This is a genomic window from Actinoplanes sp. NPDC049118, from assembly GCF_040648555.1.
In the GTDB taxonomy this organism is placed as follows: Bacteria; Actinomycetota; Actinomycetes; order Mycobacteriales; family Micromonosporaceae; genus Actinoplanes.
The window spans coordinates 20,384-37,741 of the sequence record NZ_JBEZDY010000029.1; the positions used below are offsets into that span (position 1 = coordinate 20,384).

A 17,358-nucleotide genomic window follows, 5' to 3' on the forward strand; every position below is an offset into this window, starting at 1 on the left:
GGGATCAGGCGGCGATCACCCGCGCGGCATGGAAGACGTCGGCGGGCAGGGCGTGCTCAAGCTGCCACTGGATGCGCATGGGCCGGTCGCCGGTGTGGCTCACATACGTCATCGGGCCCGCGTAGAGGTACGGCGGCACCCCCAGGTCGCCGTCCGCGTCCTTGACGTCCCGGACGAAGAGATGCACCGACGAGCCGCCCCGGACGTGACTCGTGTAGCGACGGCCGGTTGGCGACGCCGAGGAGGTCGTGCTCTGCGACTCCCACTGGAACAGCGTCGGGGTGATCGCGCGGTCCTGGTACATCGTCGTGGGCGAGTAGTGCTCCTCGGTCTTGGTGAGCGTGACGAAGAAGATGTCGGCGTTCTCGTCGGACAGCCATTTGACGCCCTCACGGATGTTTGCGGGGTCGGCCATCCCGAAGGCAGCGCCGATCTCGTTCCGGGAGTAGCGGGCGTGGATGCGCAGCGGATTGGCACCGGTGGGATCCACCGGGACCGTGACGCGCGCGATGCGGGATTCGAGCACGTCAGCGATCTGGCGTAGCTCCGCGCGACGCTTGGGAAATGCTGCGAGACGCCGCGCGCTGTCCTCGTGCGGGTCGCCGCACAGGGACTGGTTGAGCATCGCACCCAGCCGGCCGCCGACCGCCTCGCCGTCGGCCAGCCGGCGCATGGCCCTCAGTCGATCCGGGTCGTCGACGTGCAGCATCCGTCCGATGGCCGTGCTGAGTAGGAGGTCATCGCCCGCGCCCGGGTCCTCGAGCCCGGCCTCCTCACGAAGACCCGTCCAGCCCCGGCCGTTCTTGCGGCGGTAGAGGTCCTCGACCTCGAAGCCGGTCTCCGCGAGGAACCCTGCGAGCGTCACGTCCCGCAGTTGGCGAAGCTCGGCCACGAGTTCCCTGCGCTGGAGCCGCAGAGCCGTCCGGATGTTGTCGAGAACGATCTTCTTGGCCACCCGGTCCAGCTCGATGTGGCAGCCGGCCGGCAGCGTCGGGAAGTCATGCTCGACGTCGTGGGCGAGGGTGCGGCGGGTCGCGCCGGTGAGAGCGCGGTAGCGCAGGTCGAATCGGAACTGGCCGTGCTGACCGCCGATGAAATCGAGCACGGTCAGGCACGGCTTCTCGTCCGACAGCCGCAGACCTCGTCCCAGCTGCTGCAGGAAGATGGTGGCGCTCTCGGTCGGGCGCAGCATCAGGATGGTGTCGACCCTGGGAAGGTCGACGCCCTCGTTGAAGAGATCGACGGTGAACAGCATGCTGAGATCGCCGCGCTCGAGCCGACGGACCGCCTCGCGCTGCTCGGCCGCGTCGACCCTCGAGTGCAGGGCGCGGGCCGGAATGCCGACCCGATTGAAGCGCTCGGCCATGAAATCCGCGTGCTTGATGCTGACGCAGAAGCCGAGTCCCCGCATGCGCCCGACGTCGACGGTCCTGTTGACCGCCGCGATGACCAGACGCACGCGGGCATCGTCGCCGGTGTAGACGTTCTCCAGCTCGCCGATGTCGTAGCCGCGACCGCGCTTCCACCGAAGGCCCGACAGGTTGACCTCGTCGTGCACGCCGAAGTACTGAAACGGTGCCAGCAACTGGCGCTCGAGCGCCTCCCAGAGGCGCAGCTCCACGGCGGTGTGGCCGTCGAACCAGTGCCGGATGTCCTGGCCGTCGGCGCGTTCGGGTGTCGCCGTCAGCCCCAGCAGGATCCTCGGCCGGAGCCGCTGCAACAGGCGACGGTAGGTCGCCGCCTCGGCGTGGTGGAACTCGTCGACGATGACCATGTCGAAGCGTTCCGGGTCGAGTTCGTCGACGATCTGGTGCAGTGACTGCACCGAGGCGAACACGTGGTGCCACTGCTTGGGCCGGGCACCGCCGACGAACAACTCACCGAAGGTTCCGTCGCGGAGGACCTGGCGGAAGACCGCCTGGCTCTGGTGCAGGATGCGCTCCTGGTGCGCGACGAAGAGCAGGGAATCGATGCCGGCCCGCCGCAGACGCCGGTAGTCCAGGCCGGCGACGACGGTCTTGCCCGTGCCGGTGGCCATGACCACCAGGTTGTGCCGGCGACTGTGCACCGCACGCTCGGCGTCGAGCCGCTCGAGGATCTCCTGCTGGTAGGGGTACGGCCGGACGTCGATGCTGGTGACGTCGATGGGCAGATCGCCGGGCCGGGGACCGGCCGCCCTGGTGAGCGCCGTGTCGAGCCGCTCCCTGTCGGCGGGGTTCCGCGGGTCGTATGACTCGAATGCCGGGTCGTTCCAGTATTCGACGAAGGTCGCCCTGATCGTCTCGACCACCGCGTCCTGCTGAAGCTGCGACAGGCGGACGTTCCACTCCAGGCCGTCGATCATGGCGCTCTTGGAGAGGTTCGAGGAGCCGACGTACGCGGTGCCGGCGCCGCTGTTTCGCAGGAACATCCACGACTTGGCGTGCAGCCGGGTGGTGCGGGTCTCGTACGAGATCCGGATCTCGGCGCCCAACTCGGCGAGCCTGTCGAGCGCACGTTGCTCCGTGGCGCCCAGGTAGGTAGTCGTGATGATCCGAAGGCTGCCGCCGCGGGCGATGAGCCGGCGAACCGAGTCCTCGAGCAGGCGCACGCCGTGCCACTTGATGAAGGCACACAGCAACTGCACCTCGTCCGCGGAGGCCATCTCCTTGTTGACCTCGGTGCCGATGCGAGGCTGCCCGCGGCCGTTGGTGAGCAGCGCTCCTGAGGCGAGCGGGGTCTCCGGGCGCGCCGGAAACACCACCTCGGCCGGCGCCGCCGGACGCGGGACGATCGCGGTCAGCAGTTCGGCGGGCGTACGCAGGAGGTCGTCCGGCTGGACGGCCCGGGGCACCGCGGCCTGGATCGCCGCCGTGATGTGGTTGGCGAGGTCGAGCTGCGCCGCGAGCCGTGCGGGACCCTGACCGGGGACCGCCCTGAGCGCGCGCTCCGCGATGGCGGTGATGTGCCGCGCGAGCACCTCGTGCGAATCGACGGGGTCGAGCCCGATCCGATCGACGAGATCCCGGTCGACCAGGGTGAGCCTCCGCTCGATCCCGTGCGTGATGACGTGCTCGTACGCGCCCGCGGGAAGGTCCGTCACGCCGGCAACATAGCGTGAGGGTCGGACATCGCCGGGTAGCGCGTAGCCGTCGTCAGGCTTCCGGTGGACCGTCCGATAGCGTGACCGGGGTTGGAGTCAAACGCGGCTAAGGGGAACTCGTGGAGCTGTTGCACTCGGGGAAGGTTCGGGATGTCTACGCCGACGGCGACGACATCCTGCTTGTGGCCTCTGATCGGGTCTCGATCTACGACGTCGTCCTGCCCACCGCGATCCCCGACAAGGGGAAGATTCTCACCCAGCTCTCGCTGTGGTGGTTCGACCAGCTCTCCGACGTCGTGCCGAACCACATCATCTCCGCCACCGAGGTACCCGCCGAGTGGGCCGGGCGCGCGGTCCGCTGCGAGCGCCTCGAGATGGTCATGGTGGAGTGCATCGCGCGCGGCTATCTGGCCGGCTCGGGCCTCAAGGAGTACGAGAAGGACGGCGCCGTCTCCGGGGTGGTGCTCGAGCCCGGGCTGATCGAGGGGTCCCGGCTCGCCGAGCCCGTCTTCACGCCCACCACGAAGGTCGCGCCGGGTGAGGGGCATGACGAGTTCATCACCTACGGTGACGTCGAGGCTTCGGTCGGGCCGGACGTCGCGGCCGAGCTGCGGCGGATCACCCTCGAGGTGTACCGGCGGGGGTCTGAGGTCGCCGCCGCGAAGGGGATCATCATCGCCGACACGAAGATCGAGCTCGGGGTCTCCGGTGGGTCGTTGAAGCTCGGCGACGAGTTGCTGACCCCGGATTCTTCGCGGTTCTGGGCCGCCGACGAGTGGCAGCCCGGCGGCACCCAGCGGTATCTCGACAAGCAGTTCCTGCGGGACTGGTCGTCCTCGTTGACCGAGTGGGATCGCACCGCGCCCGGGCCGGAGATTCCGGACGAGGTCGTCGAGGCGACCCGTAACCGGTATGTCGAGGTCTACGAGCGGCTCACTGGAGATCGTTGGCGCTGACGCCGTCGCGCGGTCAGCCAATGTGGACATCCCGGCGGCGCTGTCGGTCCTTGCTGATGGCGCACCCGGACGGGGGCTCAGCTCGCGAGCGTCTCGGATTCGGTCGGCCGTGGCCAGGCGGCCTTGCTGCCGCAGCTCTCGCAGCTCAACTGGTCGCCGCAGTGCGCGCACCAGTCGTTGGTGCGGCGGAGGTACCAACCCAGGGCCACGCCTCCGAGCAGGCTGGCCAGCCCGATCAGGGCCGCGAGCGCGACGGCTCCCGTCACGAGGCCGAACCGCCCATGGCGAACGCGCCGTCATAGCCGATCCGTGGGCGGCGCATCGCCAGCGCGTCGGTGTCGCCGTGGTCGAGGGTCGGGTCCTCGTCGGCGCGGGACGTGACGTGGGAGGCCGTGAACGTGTCGACTCCGGTGCCGCGGTGCGAGCCGGGCCGGTAGGTGACCGTGACGGCGCGGGGTGAGGCCGCTTCGATCACGCCGGCTCGCCAGCCGTCGCGATAGACCCAGACGGGGTCGGCCTTCCGGTAGCTGTCGGCCGGTGCTACGTCGGCCGGATCGCGTTGCGGCGGGGCGATGGACGGGGTCGACATCGAGAGCCTCCTGGTCCTGGGACTCGGGTCGTCGGACGGGCCGTGGCGTCTGCCCGGCGAGTCGACCGCGCGCGCTCTCCGAAAGTCCCAAACTTTCAGCACGCTCCGTCAGCACCCCGGCAACCGCCTGTCAGATATCATGCTCGGGATCCAGTGCGTCCGCAAGGCCGTCTGCACGTGCATCCGGCACGTGCGCGCGTTCGGGGTGTCCGATCGATCGGTTTCCCGCCGAACGATCTCCCCCTTAGGATGCTCTGGGGCGAAGGGGCTGCAACTTGCATCCCAGGAACCCGACCGATAGGAGCAAGGTGAGCGCCGGTACGCAGGAGGAGTCGCCGAACAGCGGCCCCACCGTGCTGCGCATCCTGCTCGGTGCCCAGCTGAGGCGGCTGCGCGAGGGCAAGGGCATCAGCCGGGAGGACGCGGGCTACGAGATCCGCGCATCGGGTTCGAAGATCAGCCGCATGGAGCTGGGCCGCGTCAGCTTCAAGGAGCGTGACGTCGCCGACCTGCTGAGCATGTACGGCGTCCGGGACATCGCCGAGCGCGAGGCCCTGCTCGGCCTGGCCCGGCAGGCCAACAACCCCGGCTGGTGGCACCACTACGGCGACATCCTGCCGCCCTGGTTCCAGTCCTATCTGGGCCTCGAGGCCGCCGCGTCGCTGATCCGGACGTACGAGATCCAGTTCGTGCCCGGCCTGCTGCAGACGCCGGAGTACGCCAGGGCCGTCATCCTGCTGGGTCACGCGGGCGCGAACGCCGACGAGATCGATCGCCGGGTCGAGCTCCGCCGTCAGCGCCAGCAGATCCTGGACCGCATCGAGCCGCCGCAGCTGTGGGCGGTCATCGACGAGGCGGTGCTGCGCCGGCCCATCGGCGGCCCCGACGTCATGCGCGCCCAGATCGAGGCGCTCATCGAGGCGGCGAAGAAGCCGAACGTGCGACTGCAGATCATCCCGTTCAACGCGGGTGGCCACGCCGCGGCGGGCGGACCGTTCGCGATCCTGCGGTTCCCGGAGCCGGAGCTGCCCGACGTCGTCTACGTCGAGCAGCTCACGAGCGCCATCTATCTGGACAAGCGCGACGACGTCGACCACTACGCGATCGCCATGGAACGCGTCTGCATCGATGCCGAGCCGCCGAACCACACCCAGGAGATCCTGGGCAAGCTGCTTCACGAGGTGGGCAGGCTGGCCTGACCCATCCGGGTCGCTGCTTGCTTACCTTGAGTGAATCGCCCGTGCGGGTGACTCAGCGGAGCAGGTTGTCGAAGTCTCCGTCGCGGACGCCGCCGAGGAAGGCCTCGATCTCGGCAGCCGTGTAGATGAGCGCGGCTCCCTCCGGGTCGCGCGAGTTCCGCATGGCGATGCTGCCGTCCGGGAGTGCGGCGCACTCGACGCAGTTGCCGCTGGGGTTGCTCCGGCCGCTCTTCTGCCAGGTCACACCCACCAACTGCCCGGCGGGTATGCCATTAACAATGCGCGTCATTACTTGGCTCCCTAACGGTTTGACCGGTCGCGGGACCGGCGATGTGTGTCACGCCGGCTACCTGCTGTGCAAATGCACGTGCATTCGGCCTTGCGTTCTCACATGATTGTGAGCATGATAACGCACGAGCCCCACTGAAAGTGGGTCACGGAGGGTGACATCTTTGAGTGACGGGTCGGTGGCGGAAAAGGCCTCCGCGACCCTCGACGCGAGGCTCCCTGGCGGGGGCGCCCGAGCGGGAGGAAAGAGCATGACTGTCCCGAACGCCGGCCCGCACCATCCGGACCCGACCGAACGTGGAAATCCCGCCTACCGGGAGGAGCGCCTGACAACAGACATGGAGGCCGCCTCCACCCGGGCAACCACCGTGTCCCAGCGCTTCGGCGGGGTCCGCTATGCGTTGACCCGTTCCGAAGGTATTCCCCCGATCGAGCAGGAACCAAACGACGGCGGTGATCCCGACGCGAATCACTGAGCACGTTCACTGCGCACGCAGGCGGCGCGCCGGAGCGGCGCCCGGCCGCAAGGTCTGGTCGCTGGCCGCCCCGATCATCCGGAGTGGACGCATCCAGCTGGCCGTTCCTCGCTGGCCGGTGCACGTCTTCGCCGAGACGGACTACTGCTACGGGATCGGGCCGCTGACGTTGCGGGTCGACCGCGTCGAATGGGCGAAGCCGATCCCATACGAGGGCGACACGTGGCTCGAGGTCGAGGGCATGGTGATCGACCAGGCGGGCCGGGAGCGCGCACGCCGGCAGGTGCTGGTCCGGGCCCGCCGGCTGCCGCATCCGCCGTCGCGAAAGCGGCCACGTCTGCGGCCCTGATCGCATACCCCAGGAGCGACGCCGGTCAACGGCGTCGCTCCGAGCGCGCGTCACAGCGCGCCGCCCGACTCCGGCCGGGCGGTCCGGTTCCCCCGTGCCGGATCGCTCGGCCGGTTAGGGTGAGCGTCCCCCTGGCCCGCGTCGCTTCCAGCGATTGGTGGGAAACAGGAAACGCCGCCTCGACCCCGAACGGGTAAGACGGCGTTGCCGGTGGGTCAGGGTTTGCGGGCCACGCCGGCCCAGTAGTAGGCCGCCTCCGGGTTGTCGACCTGCTCGTCGGGGCGCCAGCTCGACACCGGCACCAGGCCCGGATCGAGCAGCTCCCAGTCGCCGAAGAAGCGCCGGACCTCCTCGCGGGTGCGGGCCACCAGCGTCATGCCCGCGCCGGTCGCCGCCGCAACGGCCTGGCCCATCTCGGCCGGGTTGAAGTCGGCCGTCGGGTGGGTGATCGCCAGGAGGCTGCCCGACGGCATCGCGTCGCGCAGCTGCGCCACCAGCGCCCAGGGGTCGTCCGCGTCGGACAGTAGCATCAGGATCGCGATCATGGTCAGGCCCACCGGCTGGGTCAGGTCCAGCGTCTCCGCCAGGACCTGATCCGACAGGATCGACTGCGGCTCGCGGATGTCCGCCGAGATGTACTCGCTGCGGCCCTCTTCCGTGCTGATCATCAGGGCACGGGCATGCACCAGGACGATCGGGTCGTTGTCGACGTAGACGACCCGGGCCTCGGGGGCGATCTGCTGGGCGATCTCGTGCAGGTTCGGGCGGGTCGGAATGCCGGTGCCGATGTCCAGGAACTGGCGAACGCCTTCCTTGGCGACCAGGTCGCGGGCGGCGCGGTGCACGAACTTGCGGTTCTCGCCGGCCATGTAACGCATGCCCGGGATGGCCTGCACGATCGCCTCGGCGACCGCGCGGTCGACCGCGAAGTTGTCCTTGCCGCCCAGCCAGTAGTCGTACATGCGGGCGGAGTGCGGAATGTTGATGTTGACACCGGGCGGCGCTACCTCGACCGGTGGACTAGCCTCGCTGCCCTGCGTCACGACCGCCTCCTGATCTAGGCCACCCCTGGCCGTGAAGAGTCTCGGGGCCAGCCTAGCGGCAGAGCACGATCAATATCGATCCTGTCGCTCGATCGAAACCACTGAGCGCGGCGGGCGTCAGGCCGCGGACGCACTGTCGCGATAGGACCGGTCGCAGGCGTCGCGCTGCGGGCCCGAGACGACCCGGTCGCGTCCGGCGTGCTTGGCCACGTAGAGGTTCCGGTCCGCTGAGGACAGCAGGTTTGCCTGGGTTGGTGTGATCACGTCGCCGAGGTCTGCCACCCCGATGCTCACGGTGACGGGCAGTCCCTGAGTCAGCTCCGCCCAGTCGTACCCGGACACCGCACGCCGGATGCCGTCGAGCTGCCCGGTCGCCTCCAGCGCGCCGATGCCGGGCAGGACCGCCAGAAACTCCTCGCCGCCCATCCGGGCCACGAAGCCGTCCGCGGACACCGCCGCCAGCTCGGTCTCCAGCAACTTCGCCACCAGCACCAGGACCTGGTCGCCGACGTCGTGCGAAAGCTGGTCGTTGACCCGCTTGAAGTGGTCCAGGTCGACGATCGCCACCGTCAGCGGCCCGCCGGCCTCGATCAGGTCCGGCAGCTGCTCGTCGAGGTAGCGCCGGTTGCGCAGGCCGGTCAGCGGGTCGCGGCGGGCCTGCTCGCGGAACCGCGCGGCCTCCTGCCGGGCCTCGGTCGTCTCGAACATCGCCTGCCGGGTGCGGGCCTGTGCCTCCCGCTGCGACGAGTGCAGCGCGTTGTGGGCGGCGAAGAAGGTCTTGTGTACGGCGAAGGCCTCCGCGAACTCGCCGCGGGCGGCGTGCAGCTCGGACTGCTCCTGATGCACCCGTACGAGAACGTCGCCGAGGCCGCGCTCGACGCAGAGCGCCCGGGAGGCGTCCAGGCTGTCCTGGGCACGGTCCGTCGCCCGCAGGAAGCGCTGCGCACGCGCGAGCGTGAGCATGTACTCCGCCAGCGCGTCCGCGTCCTCGTAGCCGCCCGAGTGGTGGCGCCGGACGGCCTCGCACAGGGTCTGCTCGGCCGCCAGGTAGTCGCCGTTCTCGATCTCGATGACGCCGATGGTGTCCAGCACCGCGGGATCGAGCTCGAAGTCGTGGCTGTCGGCGAGCTCCTGGAGCCGTCGCGCGACGACCTGGGCCCGGGCGTTCTCGCCGAACGCGTACTCGGTGTATGCGTAGTTGTTGAGCATGCCCATGAGCAGCTTGGGCAGGCCGAGCTCGATCGAGAGTTCCTCGGCCTGCGCGTAGCGCATGCGGGCCGCGTCCATCGAGCCGGAGCGGCCGAGGGCGTCGGCCAGCTTGGCGCGGTGCCACACCTGCATGTGCGGGGTCGCGGTGTCGTCGAGCAACTCCACGGCGAGCACCGAGTGCTCAAGCGACTGGGCGGCGTCGCCCAGGTGGCGGTGGATGTTGGCCCAGACCAGGTGGGCGCGCGCCTGCACCATGGTGTCGCCGTGGTCGGTGGCCCACTTGTGGATCATCCAGATCTGCCGGGCCGCCGCGGCGACCTCGCCCTTGCGGTTCAGCATGTTGGCCTGGCAGAGCCGGGCGCGGGTCACGAGCCGCTCGTCGCCGAGCTCGTGTGCCTGCTCCTCGTACGCGATCGAGAGTTCGAGGGAGGCGCCGGCGTCCCAGAGGTACCGGTCCTCGAGCTCGGTGAGGGCGGCCGACAGCTTTTCGGCGTCGATCACGCGTGGCTCCAACAGGCTCACCCCTCTCGTTGTCACCGCGATCATCGACACCGGCGGCCTGTACTTGAGCGCAAATTCGAAATCGCTCTCTGTTTCCAAAGGGTAGCGATGCGTGACCACTGATCCCAGAGTGGCGGACGTGATCCGCCTCGCCGCCGCCGTCGGTGCCGTCTCATGTACGTCGTACAGTTGTCGAATGGCCAAGCGGAGCGACGTGACCCGGACGCGCCTGAGCCGGGACGCGATCATCGTCAGCGCGGTGTCCCTGGCCGACGCCGAGGGGCTCGAGGCCGTGACCATCCGCCGGCTGGCGCAGGAGCACGGCGTCACGCCGATGGCCATGTACTGGCACTTCAACGACAAGGACAGCCTGCTCGACGGCCTTGCCGAGTACCTGATGACGGCGGTGCGGCTGCCGGCGCCTGGCGACGGCCCCTGGGACGAGCGGCTGCGCGCCGTCCTGCACGCCTTCCTGGAGGCGATCCGCCCGCATCCCGCGTTCGCGGGCCTGGCGCTGCGCCGGATCCTCGCGGCCGAGGCCGGGCTGCAGCTCGCCGAGCGGGTGCTCGACCTGCTGCGGCAGGCGGGCTTCGCGGCCGGCAAGGCGGCGGAGGTCGGCACGTTCCTGATGTGCGCGATCGTCGCGCTCGTCGCCTCCGACCCGACGCCTGGCCCGTGGCCGGCGGATGACGACAGGGACCAGCTGGTTCGCGACAAGCGGGCGCGGCTGGCGTCGTTGCCGCCGGAGCGCTACCCGAACGTCATCGCGGCCGGGCCCGCCCTGGTGGTCTGCCGCGACTCCGACGAGTACTTCGCCCTCAACCTCGATCTCCTGGTGCAGGGCGTCCGCGGCATCCAGCGCGGCTGATTTCGCGCGTTCTTCGTCACACCCTTTCGGCCCGATGGCCGCTTGACGCACCTATACGGCGTACATCTACGGTGTACATGTACGCCGCATAGGGCGGCGCGCGTGGGAGGTGGGACTGGTGCAACGCAATCCCTGGTCGACCCTGGCCGTGCTGGCGCTGGCCCAGTTCATGGTCGTGCTCGACGTGACGATCGTGAACGTGGCGCTGCCCGACATCCAGCAGGACCTCGGCTTCTCGGCGGCCGGGCTGCAGTGGGTCGTCAGCGCGTACACCCTGCTCTTCGGCGGCTTTCTGCTCCTCGGCGGCCGGGCCGCCGACCTGCTGGGCCGCCGCCGGCTCTTTATCATCGGTCTGCTGATCTTCGGGGTGACCTCGCTGAGCGCGGGCCTGGCGCAGAACCCCGAGCAGCTGGTCGTGCTGCGCGCCGTGCAGGGCCTCGGCGGCGCGATGCTGTCGCCGGCCGCGTTCGCGATCCTCACGGTGACCTACGCGAAGGGCCGCGAGCGCAACATCGCGATGGGTGTCTGGGGCGGCCTCGCCGGCCTCGGCGGCACCCTGGGCGTGATCGCCGGCGGCGTGCTGGTCGACTCGCTGGGCTGGCGGTGGATCTTCCTGGTCAACGTCCCGATCGCGATCGCGCTGGCGGCGGTCGTCCCCCTCTTCGTCCGCGAATCCAGGACCACTTCCACGGGTACGCGCACCTTCGACGTGGCGGGCGCGCTGCTGAGCACGGCCGGCCTGCTGTCGATCGTGCTCGGCGTGATCCGGGCCGAGCCCGAAGGCTGGACGTCGTTCCAGGTGATCGCGCTGCTCGCCGGCGGGCTGGTGCTGCTGGCCGCCTTCGTCCGGGTCGAGGCGCGCTCGGCGGCGCCGCTGGTGCCGCTCAGCCTGTTCCGCTCGCGGGGCCTGACCACGTCGGTCCTCGCGCTCGCGCTCAACGGCGCGGCGTTCCTCGCGATGTTCTTCCTGACCGCGATCTTCCTGCAGCAGGTCCGTGGCCTGACCGCGCTGGAGACCGGCGTGCAGTTCCTGCCGATGGGCGTCGCGGCGATCGCCAGCGCGGTGGTGTCGGCGCAGCTGGTCACCCGCTTCGGCACCAGGCCGGTGCAGTTCGCCGGCGTGGCGCTCAGCGTGATCGGCCTGCTGCTGCTCTCGGGCGCGGACGCCACCGGCTCGTACGCTCTGACGATCATGCCCGGCCTGATCCTGTTCGGAATCGGCATCATCGCAACGGGCACGCCGGCGTCGATCGCGGCGGTGTCGGACGTCGAGCACGAGCAGGCCGGTGCGGCGTCGGGCGTGGTCAACGCGGGATATCAGGTCGGTGGCGTGCTGGGGCTGGCGGCGATCACGACGCTGGCGACCTCGCACGTGGAGGGCCTGCTGGCCGCGGGAGCGGTTCCGCAGGACGCGCTGGTCGGCGGCTTCGAGCGCGGCCTGCTCGTCGCGGCGCTCTTCGCGGCGGTCAACATCGTGATCGCGCTGGGTGCGCCCAGACTGCGGCCGACCACCGATCAACTGGCCGGCGCCGCCGTGGCGGCCTGACCCGGCGCCCCGACGGGCCCCGCCGAGCTCGCGCTGCACGACGGGCCGTCGCCCTGATCGGGGCGACGGCCCGCGGTCGCGCTACCGGCTGACCGCTTCGGCGGGGATCGCCGAGCGGGCCGGGCGAAACGGGGCGCGGCGCCGAGAGTGGGGGCTCTCGACGCCGCGCGGCCGGGAGGGCCTCAGCCCTTGAAGGCGGCGAAGATCTTGCTGAACTCGAACGGGGACTGCGCCACGTTCGTGCACTGGAACAGCGCCCCGGTGCAGGCGTTGCGGTCGCGGTTGGCCTCCCAGAAGGAGACGAAGCCGACGTGGTTGGCGGTGGCGAAGGCGACCAGGTCGCGGGCGTCGCTCTGGCTGAAGGTGCCGTTGTCGTCGTTCTTGCCGAGCATCGGCGTGACGCCGACCATCTTGAAGGCCGCCGCGTCGCTGTTGCCGTAGATGGACTTGATCTGGTCCTTGGTCGACTTCACCGCGCTGATCGCGAGGTCGCCGTAGTCCTGTCCGGCGCGGCCGTAGTCCATCGCCATGATGTTGACCAGGTCGAGGTCGACGCCGGCGTCCTTGGCCGAGCGGACCACGTTGAGGCCGTCGCCGGTGAGGCCCTCCGGCAGCACCGGCAGGGTCAGCGAGATCTTCAGGCCGGGGTTGGCCTTCTGCAGCGCGGCCAGCGCCGTCGAGCGGCGGGCGATCGTGGTCGGGTCGGCGACGGCCGCGCCCTCGATGTCGAGGTCGATGTACTTCAGGTCGTACGCCGAGACGACGGCCTGGTACTCGGCCTGTAGCGCCTTCACGTCGGTGCACGCGGTCGCCAGCTCGATGCCGGTCGCGCCGCCGAAGGACACCTTCACGTCGCCGCCGGCCGCCCGCAGCGCCTTGATCTGGTCACCGAACTGCCCGCTGCGCGGGTCGAACGCGTTGAACCAGCTGGCCTTGCACCCCGCGCTGGTGACGAACGCCAGGGTGTAGGACTTCACGTTGCCGGCGGCGGCGAGCTGCGCCAGCGTGGTGCCGCCGTTGGAGAGCAGGCCCATGTCCACGTATGGGGCCACCAGGACGTTGCCGCCACCCGAGGCGGGCGGGGCCGTGGTGGCCGGCGGTGCGCTCGTCGTCGGTTTGGTGGGAGGCGTCGTGGCCGGTGCCGTGGCCGGCGGTGTCGTCGCCGGCGCGGTGGTGGGACGGGTGGTCGCCGGTGCGGTGGTCGGTGCGATGTCGCCACAGCTGACGCCGTTGATCGTGCAGCTGGTGGGTGCGCCGCGGCCGGCGACGATGAAGCCGAACTCGGTGCTGGCACCGGCCGGGATCGTGGCGTTGTAGCCGCGGTTCGCGGCCACCGAGGTGGGGCCCGAGGTGGTGATGTCGGCGTCCCAGAAGCTGCCGAGCTTCGCGCCCGACGGGAGCCCGAAGGCGAGCTTCCAGCCGGAGACGGCGGTGCTGCCGGTGTTCTTGATCGTGTACCGGGCCTGATAGCCCGAGTCCCACTCGGAGTCCGTGCTGAACGTGGCCGTCAGTCCACCGCCGACCGGGCCGGCGGGTGCCGTCGCCGCGACCGCCGCAACGGCGCCTCCGCCCACGGCGAGTACCGCCGCGGCCATGTAGATGGAGAGACGAAGACGGTTGCGTTTCATGGATGACTCCGATCGAAGGGGTTGCCGACGGAGTTGATCCTGACCCTGGGTGCATTAAAGAAAGAGGGGAAAGTCCTTAAGTTTCCCTGAAGCGCCGCAGGATGTCGCAGAGAGTTAGCAATCGGAGCGACCCTTCCCAAGGGGTCGATCACTCATCAGGAGGCAGTGCATGCGCGGGACGATGGTGGACGTGCGGACCGACGACGGGGTCGCCGACGCGTACCTCGTGAGCCCGGACGGGGCCGGCCCCTTACCGGGCGTGCTGTTCTACATGGACGCGTTCGGCCTGCGCCCGCGGCTGTACGAGATGGCCGACCGGATCACCGAGCGGGGTTACGCCGTGCTGGTGCCCAACCTGCTCTACCGCGGCGGCCGCGCACCCCTGGCCGATCTCGCCGGCCTGGCGGATCCCGAGCAGCGCCGCGGGATCATCGGCCGGATGATGCCGCTGATGCGGGCGCTGGACACCGCCGCGATCACCCGGGACACCCGCGCCTACCTGGACTTCCTGACCACACAGGACGGCGTCGCGGCCGGGCCGGCCGCCATCGTCGGGTACTGCATGGGCGGCACCAATGGGCTCAGGGCGATCGAGGCGTACCCGGAACGGATCGTCGCGCTGGCCAGCTTCCACGGCGGGAACCTGGCCACCGACGAGCCGGACAGCCCGCATCTGTGGGTCGGCCGGATCACGGGCGAGGTGTACTTCGCGCACGCCGATCGGGACCACGCGATGCCGCGGGAGCAGATCGACCGGCTCGAGGCGGCCCTCGACGCCGCGGACGTGCGTTTCCGCTCCGAGGTCTACTCCGGCGCCGCGCACGGCTTCACCATGTCCGACGCCGCGGCCTACTCCGCCGAGGCGGAGCGGCGGCACTGGGAGAAGCTCTTCGAACTGCTCGGCAACGCGCTGCCCACGCCCGCGGGCTGACCCGCGGCGGTCAGTCCTGGTCCAGCAGGCCGGGGAAGTAGCGACGCAACGCCACCACGTCGTACACCTGCCGGATCTCGCTGAGCGTGCCGCCGGCGACCGTGACGAACTCGGCCACGCGCACCGTCCCGAAGGGGGCGGCGCAGTCGTAGACGAGCGAGGCACGGTCGCCGGCGCAGGTCGTCGAGACGACGGTGACGGAGTCGGCGAACGCGGCGATCCGATGCAGCGTCTGCACCAGTTCCTCGTCGTCGACCGCGGCCTCCAGGTTCCATTCGATCTCCGCGTCCGGGGCGATCATCCGGCGGGCGGCGACCCGGTCGCGGTTGATCCAGGACCGGGCGTAGAACGCGACCGACTCTGCCGTGCCTGTCATGTTCCGGCTCCTTAGTACGACGCGCCGTACGCGGCGGCGTGCGACTCGAGGGCGGGCATCGGGTCGGGGTGGTCGGCGAGGCCGAGCAGGGCCGCGGTGGCCTGCGCGGCGCGGCGGGCCGCGAGGCCGTCGCCGTACGGGTTTCCGCCCGCGGTCATCGCCTCGCGGCGAACCCGGCTGTCGAGCAGCGCGGACGCGTGCTCGACGATGACGTCGGTGTCGGAGCCGACGAACCGGGCGCAGCCGGCCCGCAGCGACCCGGCGGGCTCGGTGACCTCCCGCAGCACCAGAGCGGGTACGCCGAACGAAGGCGCCTCCTGCTGTATGTCGGCGGAGTCGGTGAGCACGAGGTAGGCCTCGGAGAGCAGCCGGGACAGGTCCGGGTACGGCAGCGGGCCGGTGATCGTGACCCGGTCGACGCCGCCGAGCCCGGCGTGCACCTGGGCGCGTACGGCGGGGTTGGGGTGGGTCGGAAGGATCACGTCGATGTCGGCGTACCGCTCGACGAGCCGGCGCACCGCGGCCAGGATGCGGTCCAGCGGCGCGCCCCACGTCTCGCGCCGGTGCGCGGCCACGACGACCAGCCGGCGACCCGCCGCGGCCGCCCGGACGGCGGCGACCTCGGTGTTCTCGAACGGCAGGCGGCGCGCGGCGACCGCGAGCGCCGCGTCCACCACGGTGTTGCCGGTGATCAGCACGTCGCCGGTGGCGATGTTCTCGTCGAGCAGGTTCATCGCGGCGAGCGGCGTCGGGGTGAGGTGGAGGGCGGCCACCTGCGCGATCAGGCGGCGGTCCGCCTCCTCGGGGAAGGACGATCCGAGATCATCCGAGCGCAGCCCGGCCTCGAGGTGCACGAGGGGGATGCGCCGCCAGGACGCGGCGAGCGCGCCCGCCAGGCTGGTCGTGGTGTCGCCCTGCACGAGGGCCGCTGCGGGAGTCCGCTCGGCCCACAGCGCGTCGAGTCGCCGGATCATCTCGGTGCGCAGTTCGGGCCGGCTGCCCGCGCCGCGTTCGACCCGAAGCGTGACGTCCGGGGCCAGGCCGAAGGCGGCGAACGCCTGGCCGACCATCGCCGGGTACCGGCCGCCGGCGACCAGGACCGGCGCGACCAGGCCGGCCTCGCGCATCGCCACCGCGACGGGTGCGAGCCGGACGGCCTGTGGACGGGTGCCGCAGATCAGGTGTACTTCGGGAAGCGACATTGGGAGGCCTTCTTCCGGGAGGTGACCTTCAGGCGGAGCCGTCGCCGGCCACCGGGGCGCCGGGAAGCCGAGGCCCGCGCTCTCGGACGTAACAGGACATTAGTCGTTACCCAGCGTGATGCAAGGTCGGCGACCGCGGCGCCGCCCCGAATTGGCCTTTCGGGCCATGCCAGACATCTCAGGCGTCATGCAATCGGGTTAAACCGTCGAAAGGGTCGGTCACGCAGCGTTGGGACGCCGACCCCAAACAGGGCTGTCCAGCGCGGGTAGACGAGGATTTGATAACGCTCAGTGTTTTCGAGCTTCGTGGGCCGAATCTCGTGACGCTGGGTCAGATCGACTGACGCAGAGTCATATTCGATCGTCGGTGGGCCGGGATCCGGCCGAATAGGTGACGGATTGTCGTCTCAGCGGGGGCCGCACGAATTGACAGGTGCTGTCATCATCGGTGTCACCGCAAGGGAACAGGTCGCCGCCTCCGGCGACGGGTTGCGGTCGCGTTGACACGGGGAACGGGGCGGATGCATGGGCGGGTTCCTGGATGCTGTGCTCAGCTTTCCCAGCGTCGTCCTCACCCCTCTCCTGGTCGTCGTCATCGGGTACTGGATCGTGGTCATCGCCGGCGGCGCCGACCCGGAGGGCGACGGCGGGGACGGCGGCTTCCTCGGCTTCGTCGGGCTCGGCGGGGCGCCGGCCTCGATCGTTCTCTCCCTGTTCATCGCCGTCGCCTGGTTCGCCGCCCTGGCCGGCGCCGAACTGCTCGCCGCGATCCCGGCCGCGCTCGTCCTGGCCGGCTCGCTCGTCCTCGCCTGGGTGATCGCCCGTTTGGCCGTGACGCTCCTGCGGCGGTTCATGCCGGCCGGCAACGAGCCCTCCCGCGCCGACTTCGTCGGCCTCACCTGCGTCGTTCGCACCGGCCGGGTCACCGCGACGTTCGGGCAGGCCGAGGTGCACGCACCCGACGGCTCGTCCGCGATCGTCCAGGTCCGCACACCCGGCGACGACGACCTGCGCGCGGGCACCGTCGCCCTGATCTTCGACTTCGATGCCGACGGCGAGTTCTTCTGGGTCGTTCCGGCCGACATCGCCTCGAGCCCTGACCAGTAACGACAACA

Annotated in this window: 17 protein-coding genes; 8 read left to right on the plus strand and 9 right to left on the minus strand. The window is 70.3% G+C overall.

What is annotated here, in order from left to right; translation table 11 throughout:
- Positions 1-4 precede the first annotated feature (4 nt).
- Positions 5-3,082: a DUF3427 domain-containing protein gene (locus AB0B58_RS34260; RefSeq protein WP_360232495.1), complete on the minus strand. Its 3,078-nt coding sequence runs from the start codon at positions 3,080-3,082 to the stop codon at positions 5-7.
- A 119-nt stretch (positions 3,083-3,201) separates the two neighbouring features.
- Here AB0B58_RS34260 and AB0B58_RS34265 point away from each other — a divergent pair, with 119 nt between their 5' ends.
- On the plus strand, positions 3,202-4,038 hold the full coding sequence (locus AB0B58_RS34265) for a phosphoribosylaminoimidazolesuccinocarboxamide synthase (protein ID WP_360232498.1): 837 nt from the start codon (positions 3,202-3,204) through the stop codon (positions 4,036-4,038).
- Positions 4,039-4,115: 77 nt separating this feature from the next.
- On the opposite strand, the gene AB0B58_RS34270 is transcribed toward AB0B58_RS34265, so the two are convergent.
- On the minus strand, positions 4,116-4,304 hold the full coding sequence (locus AB0B58_RS34270) for a hypothetical protein (RefSeq protein ID WP_360232501.1): 189 nt from the start codon (positions 4,302-4,304) through the stop codon (positions 4,116-4,118).
- The gene (locus AB0B58_RS34275; protein WP_360232504.1) at positions 4,301-4,627 is read right to left on the minus strand and encodes a hypothetical protein; all 327 of its coding nucleotides are present in this window, start codon (positions 4,625-4,627) and stop codon (positions 4,301-4,303) included. The genes AB0B58_RS34270 and AB0B58_RS34275 overlap by 4 nt, the downstream gene beginning before the upstream one ends.
- Before the next feature lie 308 nt (positions 4,628-4,935).
- Between AB0B58_RS34275 and AB0B58_RS34280 the strand changes: the two genes are divergently transcribed.
- Complete coding sequence (locus AB0B58_RS34280; protein WP_360232507.1) at positions 4,936-5,826, plus strand: helix-turn-helix transcriptional regulator; 891 nt, start codon at positions 4,936-4,938, stop codon at positions 5,824-5,826.
- A gap of 52 nt (positions 5,827-5,878) precedes the next feature.
- On the opposite strand, the gene AB0B58_RS34285 is transcribed toward AB0B58_RS34280, so the two are convergent.
- Positions 5,879-6,115 carry a DUF397 domain-containing protein gene (locus AB0B58_RS34285; RefSeq protein ID WP_360232510.1) on the minus strand — a complete coding sequence of 79 codons (237 nt, stop codon included), beginning with the start codon at positions 6,113-6,115 and terminating at the stop codon, positions 5,879-5,881.
- 250 nt (positions 6,116-6,365) lie between these two features.
- Here AB0B58_RS34285 and AB0B58_RS34290 point away from each other — a divergent pair, with 250 nt between their 5' ends.
- Complete coding sequence (locus AB0B58_RS34290; protein WP_360232513.1) at positions 6,366-6,590, plus strand: hypothetical protein; 225 nt, start codon at positions 6,366-6,368, stop codon at positions 6,588-6,590.
- On the plus strand, positions 6,568-6,939 hold the full coding sequence (locus tag AB0B58_RS34295) for a hypothetical protein (RefSeq protein ID WP_360232516.1): 372 nt from the start codon (positions 6,568-6,570) through the stop codon (positions 6,937-6,939). The genes AB0B58_RS34290 and AB0B58_RS34295 overlap by 23 nt, the downstream gene beginning before the upstream one ends.
- Before the next feature lie 215 nt (positions 6,940-7,154).
- Here AB0B58_RS34295 and AB0B58_RS34300 read toward each other — a convergent pair whose 3' ends face one another.
- Entirely contained in the window at positions 7,155-7,925 is a 771-nt protein-coding gene (locus tag AB0B58_RS34300; protein ID WP_360232768.1) for an SAM-dependent methyltransferase, read from the minus strand.
- Between the two features lie 174 nt (positions 7,926-8,099).
- Positions 8,100-9,692 (minus strand): GGDEF domain-containing protein, encoded by a 1,593-nt coding sequence (locus AB0B58_RS34305; RefSeq protein WP_360232519.1) that lies wholly within the window; start codon positions 9,690-9,692, stop codon positions 8,100-8,102.
- Positions 9,693-9,888: 196 nt separating this feature from the next.
- On the opposite strand from AB0B58_RS34305, the gene AB0B58_RS34310 reads away from it, so the two are divergent.
- Positions 9,889-10,560 (plus strand): TetR/AcrR family transcriptional regulator C-terminal domain-containing protein, encoded by a 672-nt coding sequence (locus AB0B58_RS34310; RefSeq protein ID WP_360232522.1) that lies wholly within the window; start codon positions 9,889-9,891, stop codon positions 10,558-10,560.
- A 118-nt stretch (positions 10,561-10,678) separates the two neighbouring features.
- Complete coding sequence (locus tag AB0B58_RS34315; protein WP_360232525.1) at positions 10,679-12,106, plus strand: MFS transporter; 1,428 nt, start codon at positions 10,679-10,681, stop codon at positions 12,104-12,106.
- A 182-nt stretch (positions 12,107-12,288) separates the two neighbouring features.
- Here the strand turns inward: AB0B58_RS34315 and AB0B58_RS34320 are convergent, their stop codons facing one another.
- Positions 12,289-13,734, minus strand: a complete 1,446-nt coding sequence (locus AB0B58_RS34320; RefSeq protein ID WP_360232528.1) for a cellulose binding domain-containing protein — start codon at positions 13,732-13,734, stop codon at positions 12,289-12,291.
- A 169-nt stretch (positions 13,735-13,903) separates the two neighbouring features.
- Between AB0B58_RS34320 and AB0B58_RS34325 the strand changes: the two genes are divergently transcribed.
- Positions 13,904-14,665, plus strand: a complete 762-nt coding sequence (locus tag AB0B58_RS34325) for a dienelactone hydrolase family protein (protein WP_360232531.1) — start codon at positions 13,904-13,906, stop codon at positions 14,663-14,665.
- Positions 14,666-14,675: 10 nt separating this feature from the next.
- Here the strand turns inward: AB0B58_RS34325 and AB0B58_RS34330 are convergent, their stop codons facing one another.
- Positions 14,676-15,041, minus strand: a complete 366-nt coding sequence (locus AB0B58_RS34330) for a hypothetical protein (protein WP_360232534.1) — start codon at positions 15,039-15,041, stop codon at positions 14,676-14,678.
- A gap of 11 nt (positions 15,042-15,052) precedes the next feature.
- Positions 15,053-16,243, minus strand: a complete 1,191-nt coding sequence (wecB, locus tag AB0B58_RS34335) for a non-hydrolyzing UDP-N-acetylglucosamine 2-epimerase (protein ID WP_360232537.1) — start codon at positions 16,241-16,243, stop codon at positions 15,053-15,055.
- Between the two features lie 525 nt (positions 16,244-16,768).
- On the opposite strand from wecB, the gene AB0B58_RS34340 reads away from it, so the two are divergent.
- Positions 16,769-17,350 carry a hypothetical protein gene (locus AB0B58_RS34340; RefSeq protein WP_360232540.1) on the plus strand — a complete coding sequence of 194 codons (582 nt, stop codon included), beginning with the start codon at positions 16,769-16,771 and terminating at the stop codon, positions 17,348-17,350.
- The last annotated feature ends 8 nt before the right edge of the window (positions 17,351-17,358 follow it).

What these genes read in the sequence shown, in the direction of transcription:
- AB0B58_RS34310 (WP_360232522.1), top strand. Translation starts at nt 9,889, where the DNA reads ATGGCCAAGCGGAGCGACGTGACCCGGACGCGCCTGAGCCGGGACGCG.
- AB0B58_RS34325 (WP_360232531.1), top strand. Translation starts at nt 13,904, where the DNA reads ATGCGCGGGACGATGGTGGACGTGCGGACCGACGACGGGGTCGCCGAC.
- AB0B58_RS34275 (WP_360232504.1), bottom strand. Translation starts at nt 4,627, where the DNA reads ATGTCGACCCCGTCCATCGCCCCGCCGCAACGCGATCCGGCCGACGTA.
- AB0B58_RS34285 (WP_360232510.1), bottom strand. Translation starts at nt 6,115, where the DNA reads ATGACGCGCATTGTTAATGGCATACCCGCCGGGCAGTTGGTGGGTGTG.
- AB0B58_RS34320 (WP_360232528.1), bottom strand. Translation starts at nt 13,734, where the DNA reads ATGAAACGCAACCGTCTTCGTCTCTCCATCTACATGGCCGCGGCGGTA.
- AB0B58_RS34330 (WP_360232534.1), bottom strand. Translation starts at nt 15,041, where the DNA reads ATGACAGGCACGGCAGAGTCGGTCGCGTTCTACGCCCGGTCCTGGATC.
- AB0B58_RS34290 (WP_360232513.1), top strand. Translation starts at nt 6,366, where the DNA reads ATGACTGTCCCGAACGCCGGCCCGCACCATCCGGACCCGACCGAACGT.
- AB0B58_RS34340 (WP_360232540.1), top strand. Translation starts at nt 16,769, where the DNA reads ATGGGCGGGTTCCTGGATGCTGTGCTCAGCTTTCCCAGCGTCGTCCTC.
- wecB (WP_360232537.1), bottom strand. Translation starts at nt 16,243, where the DNA reads ATGTCGCTTCCCGAAGTACACCTGATCTGCGGCACCCGTCCACAGGCC.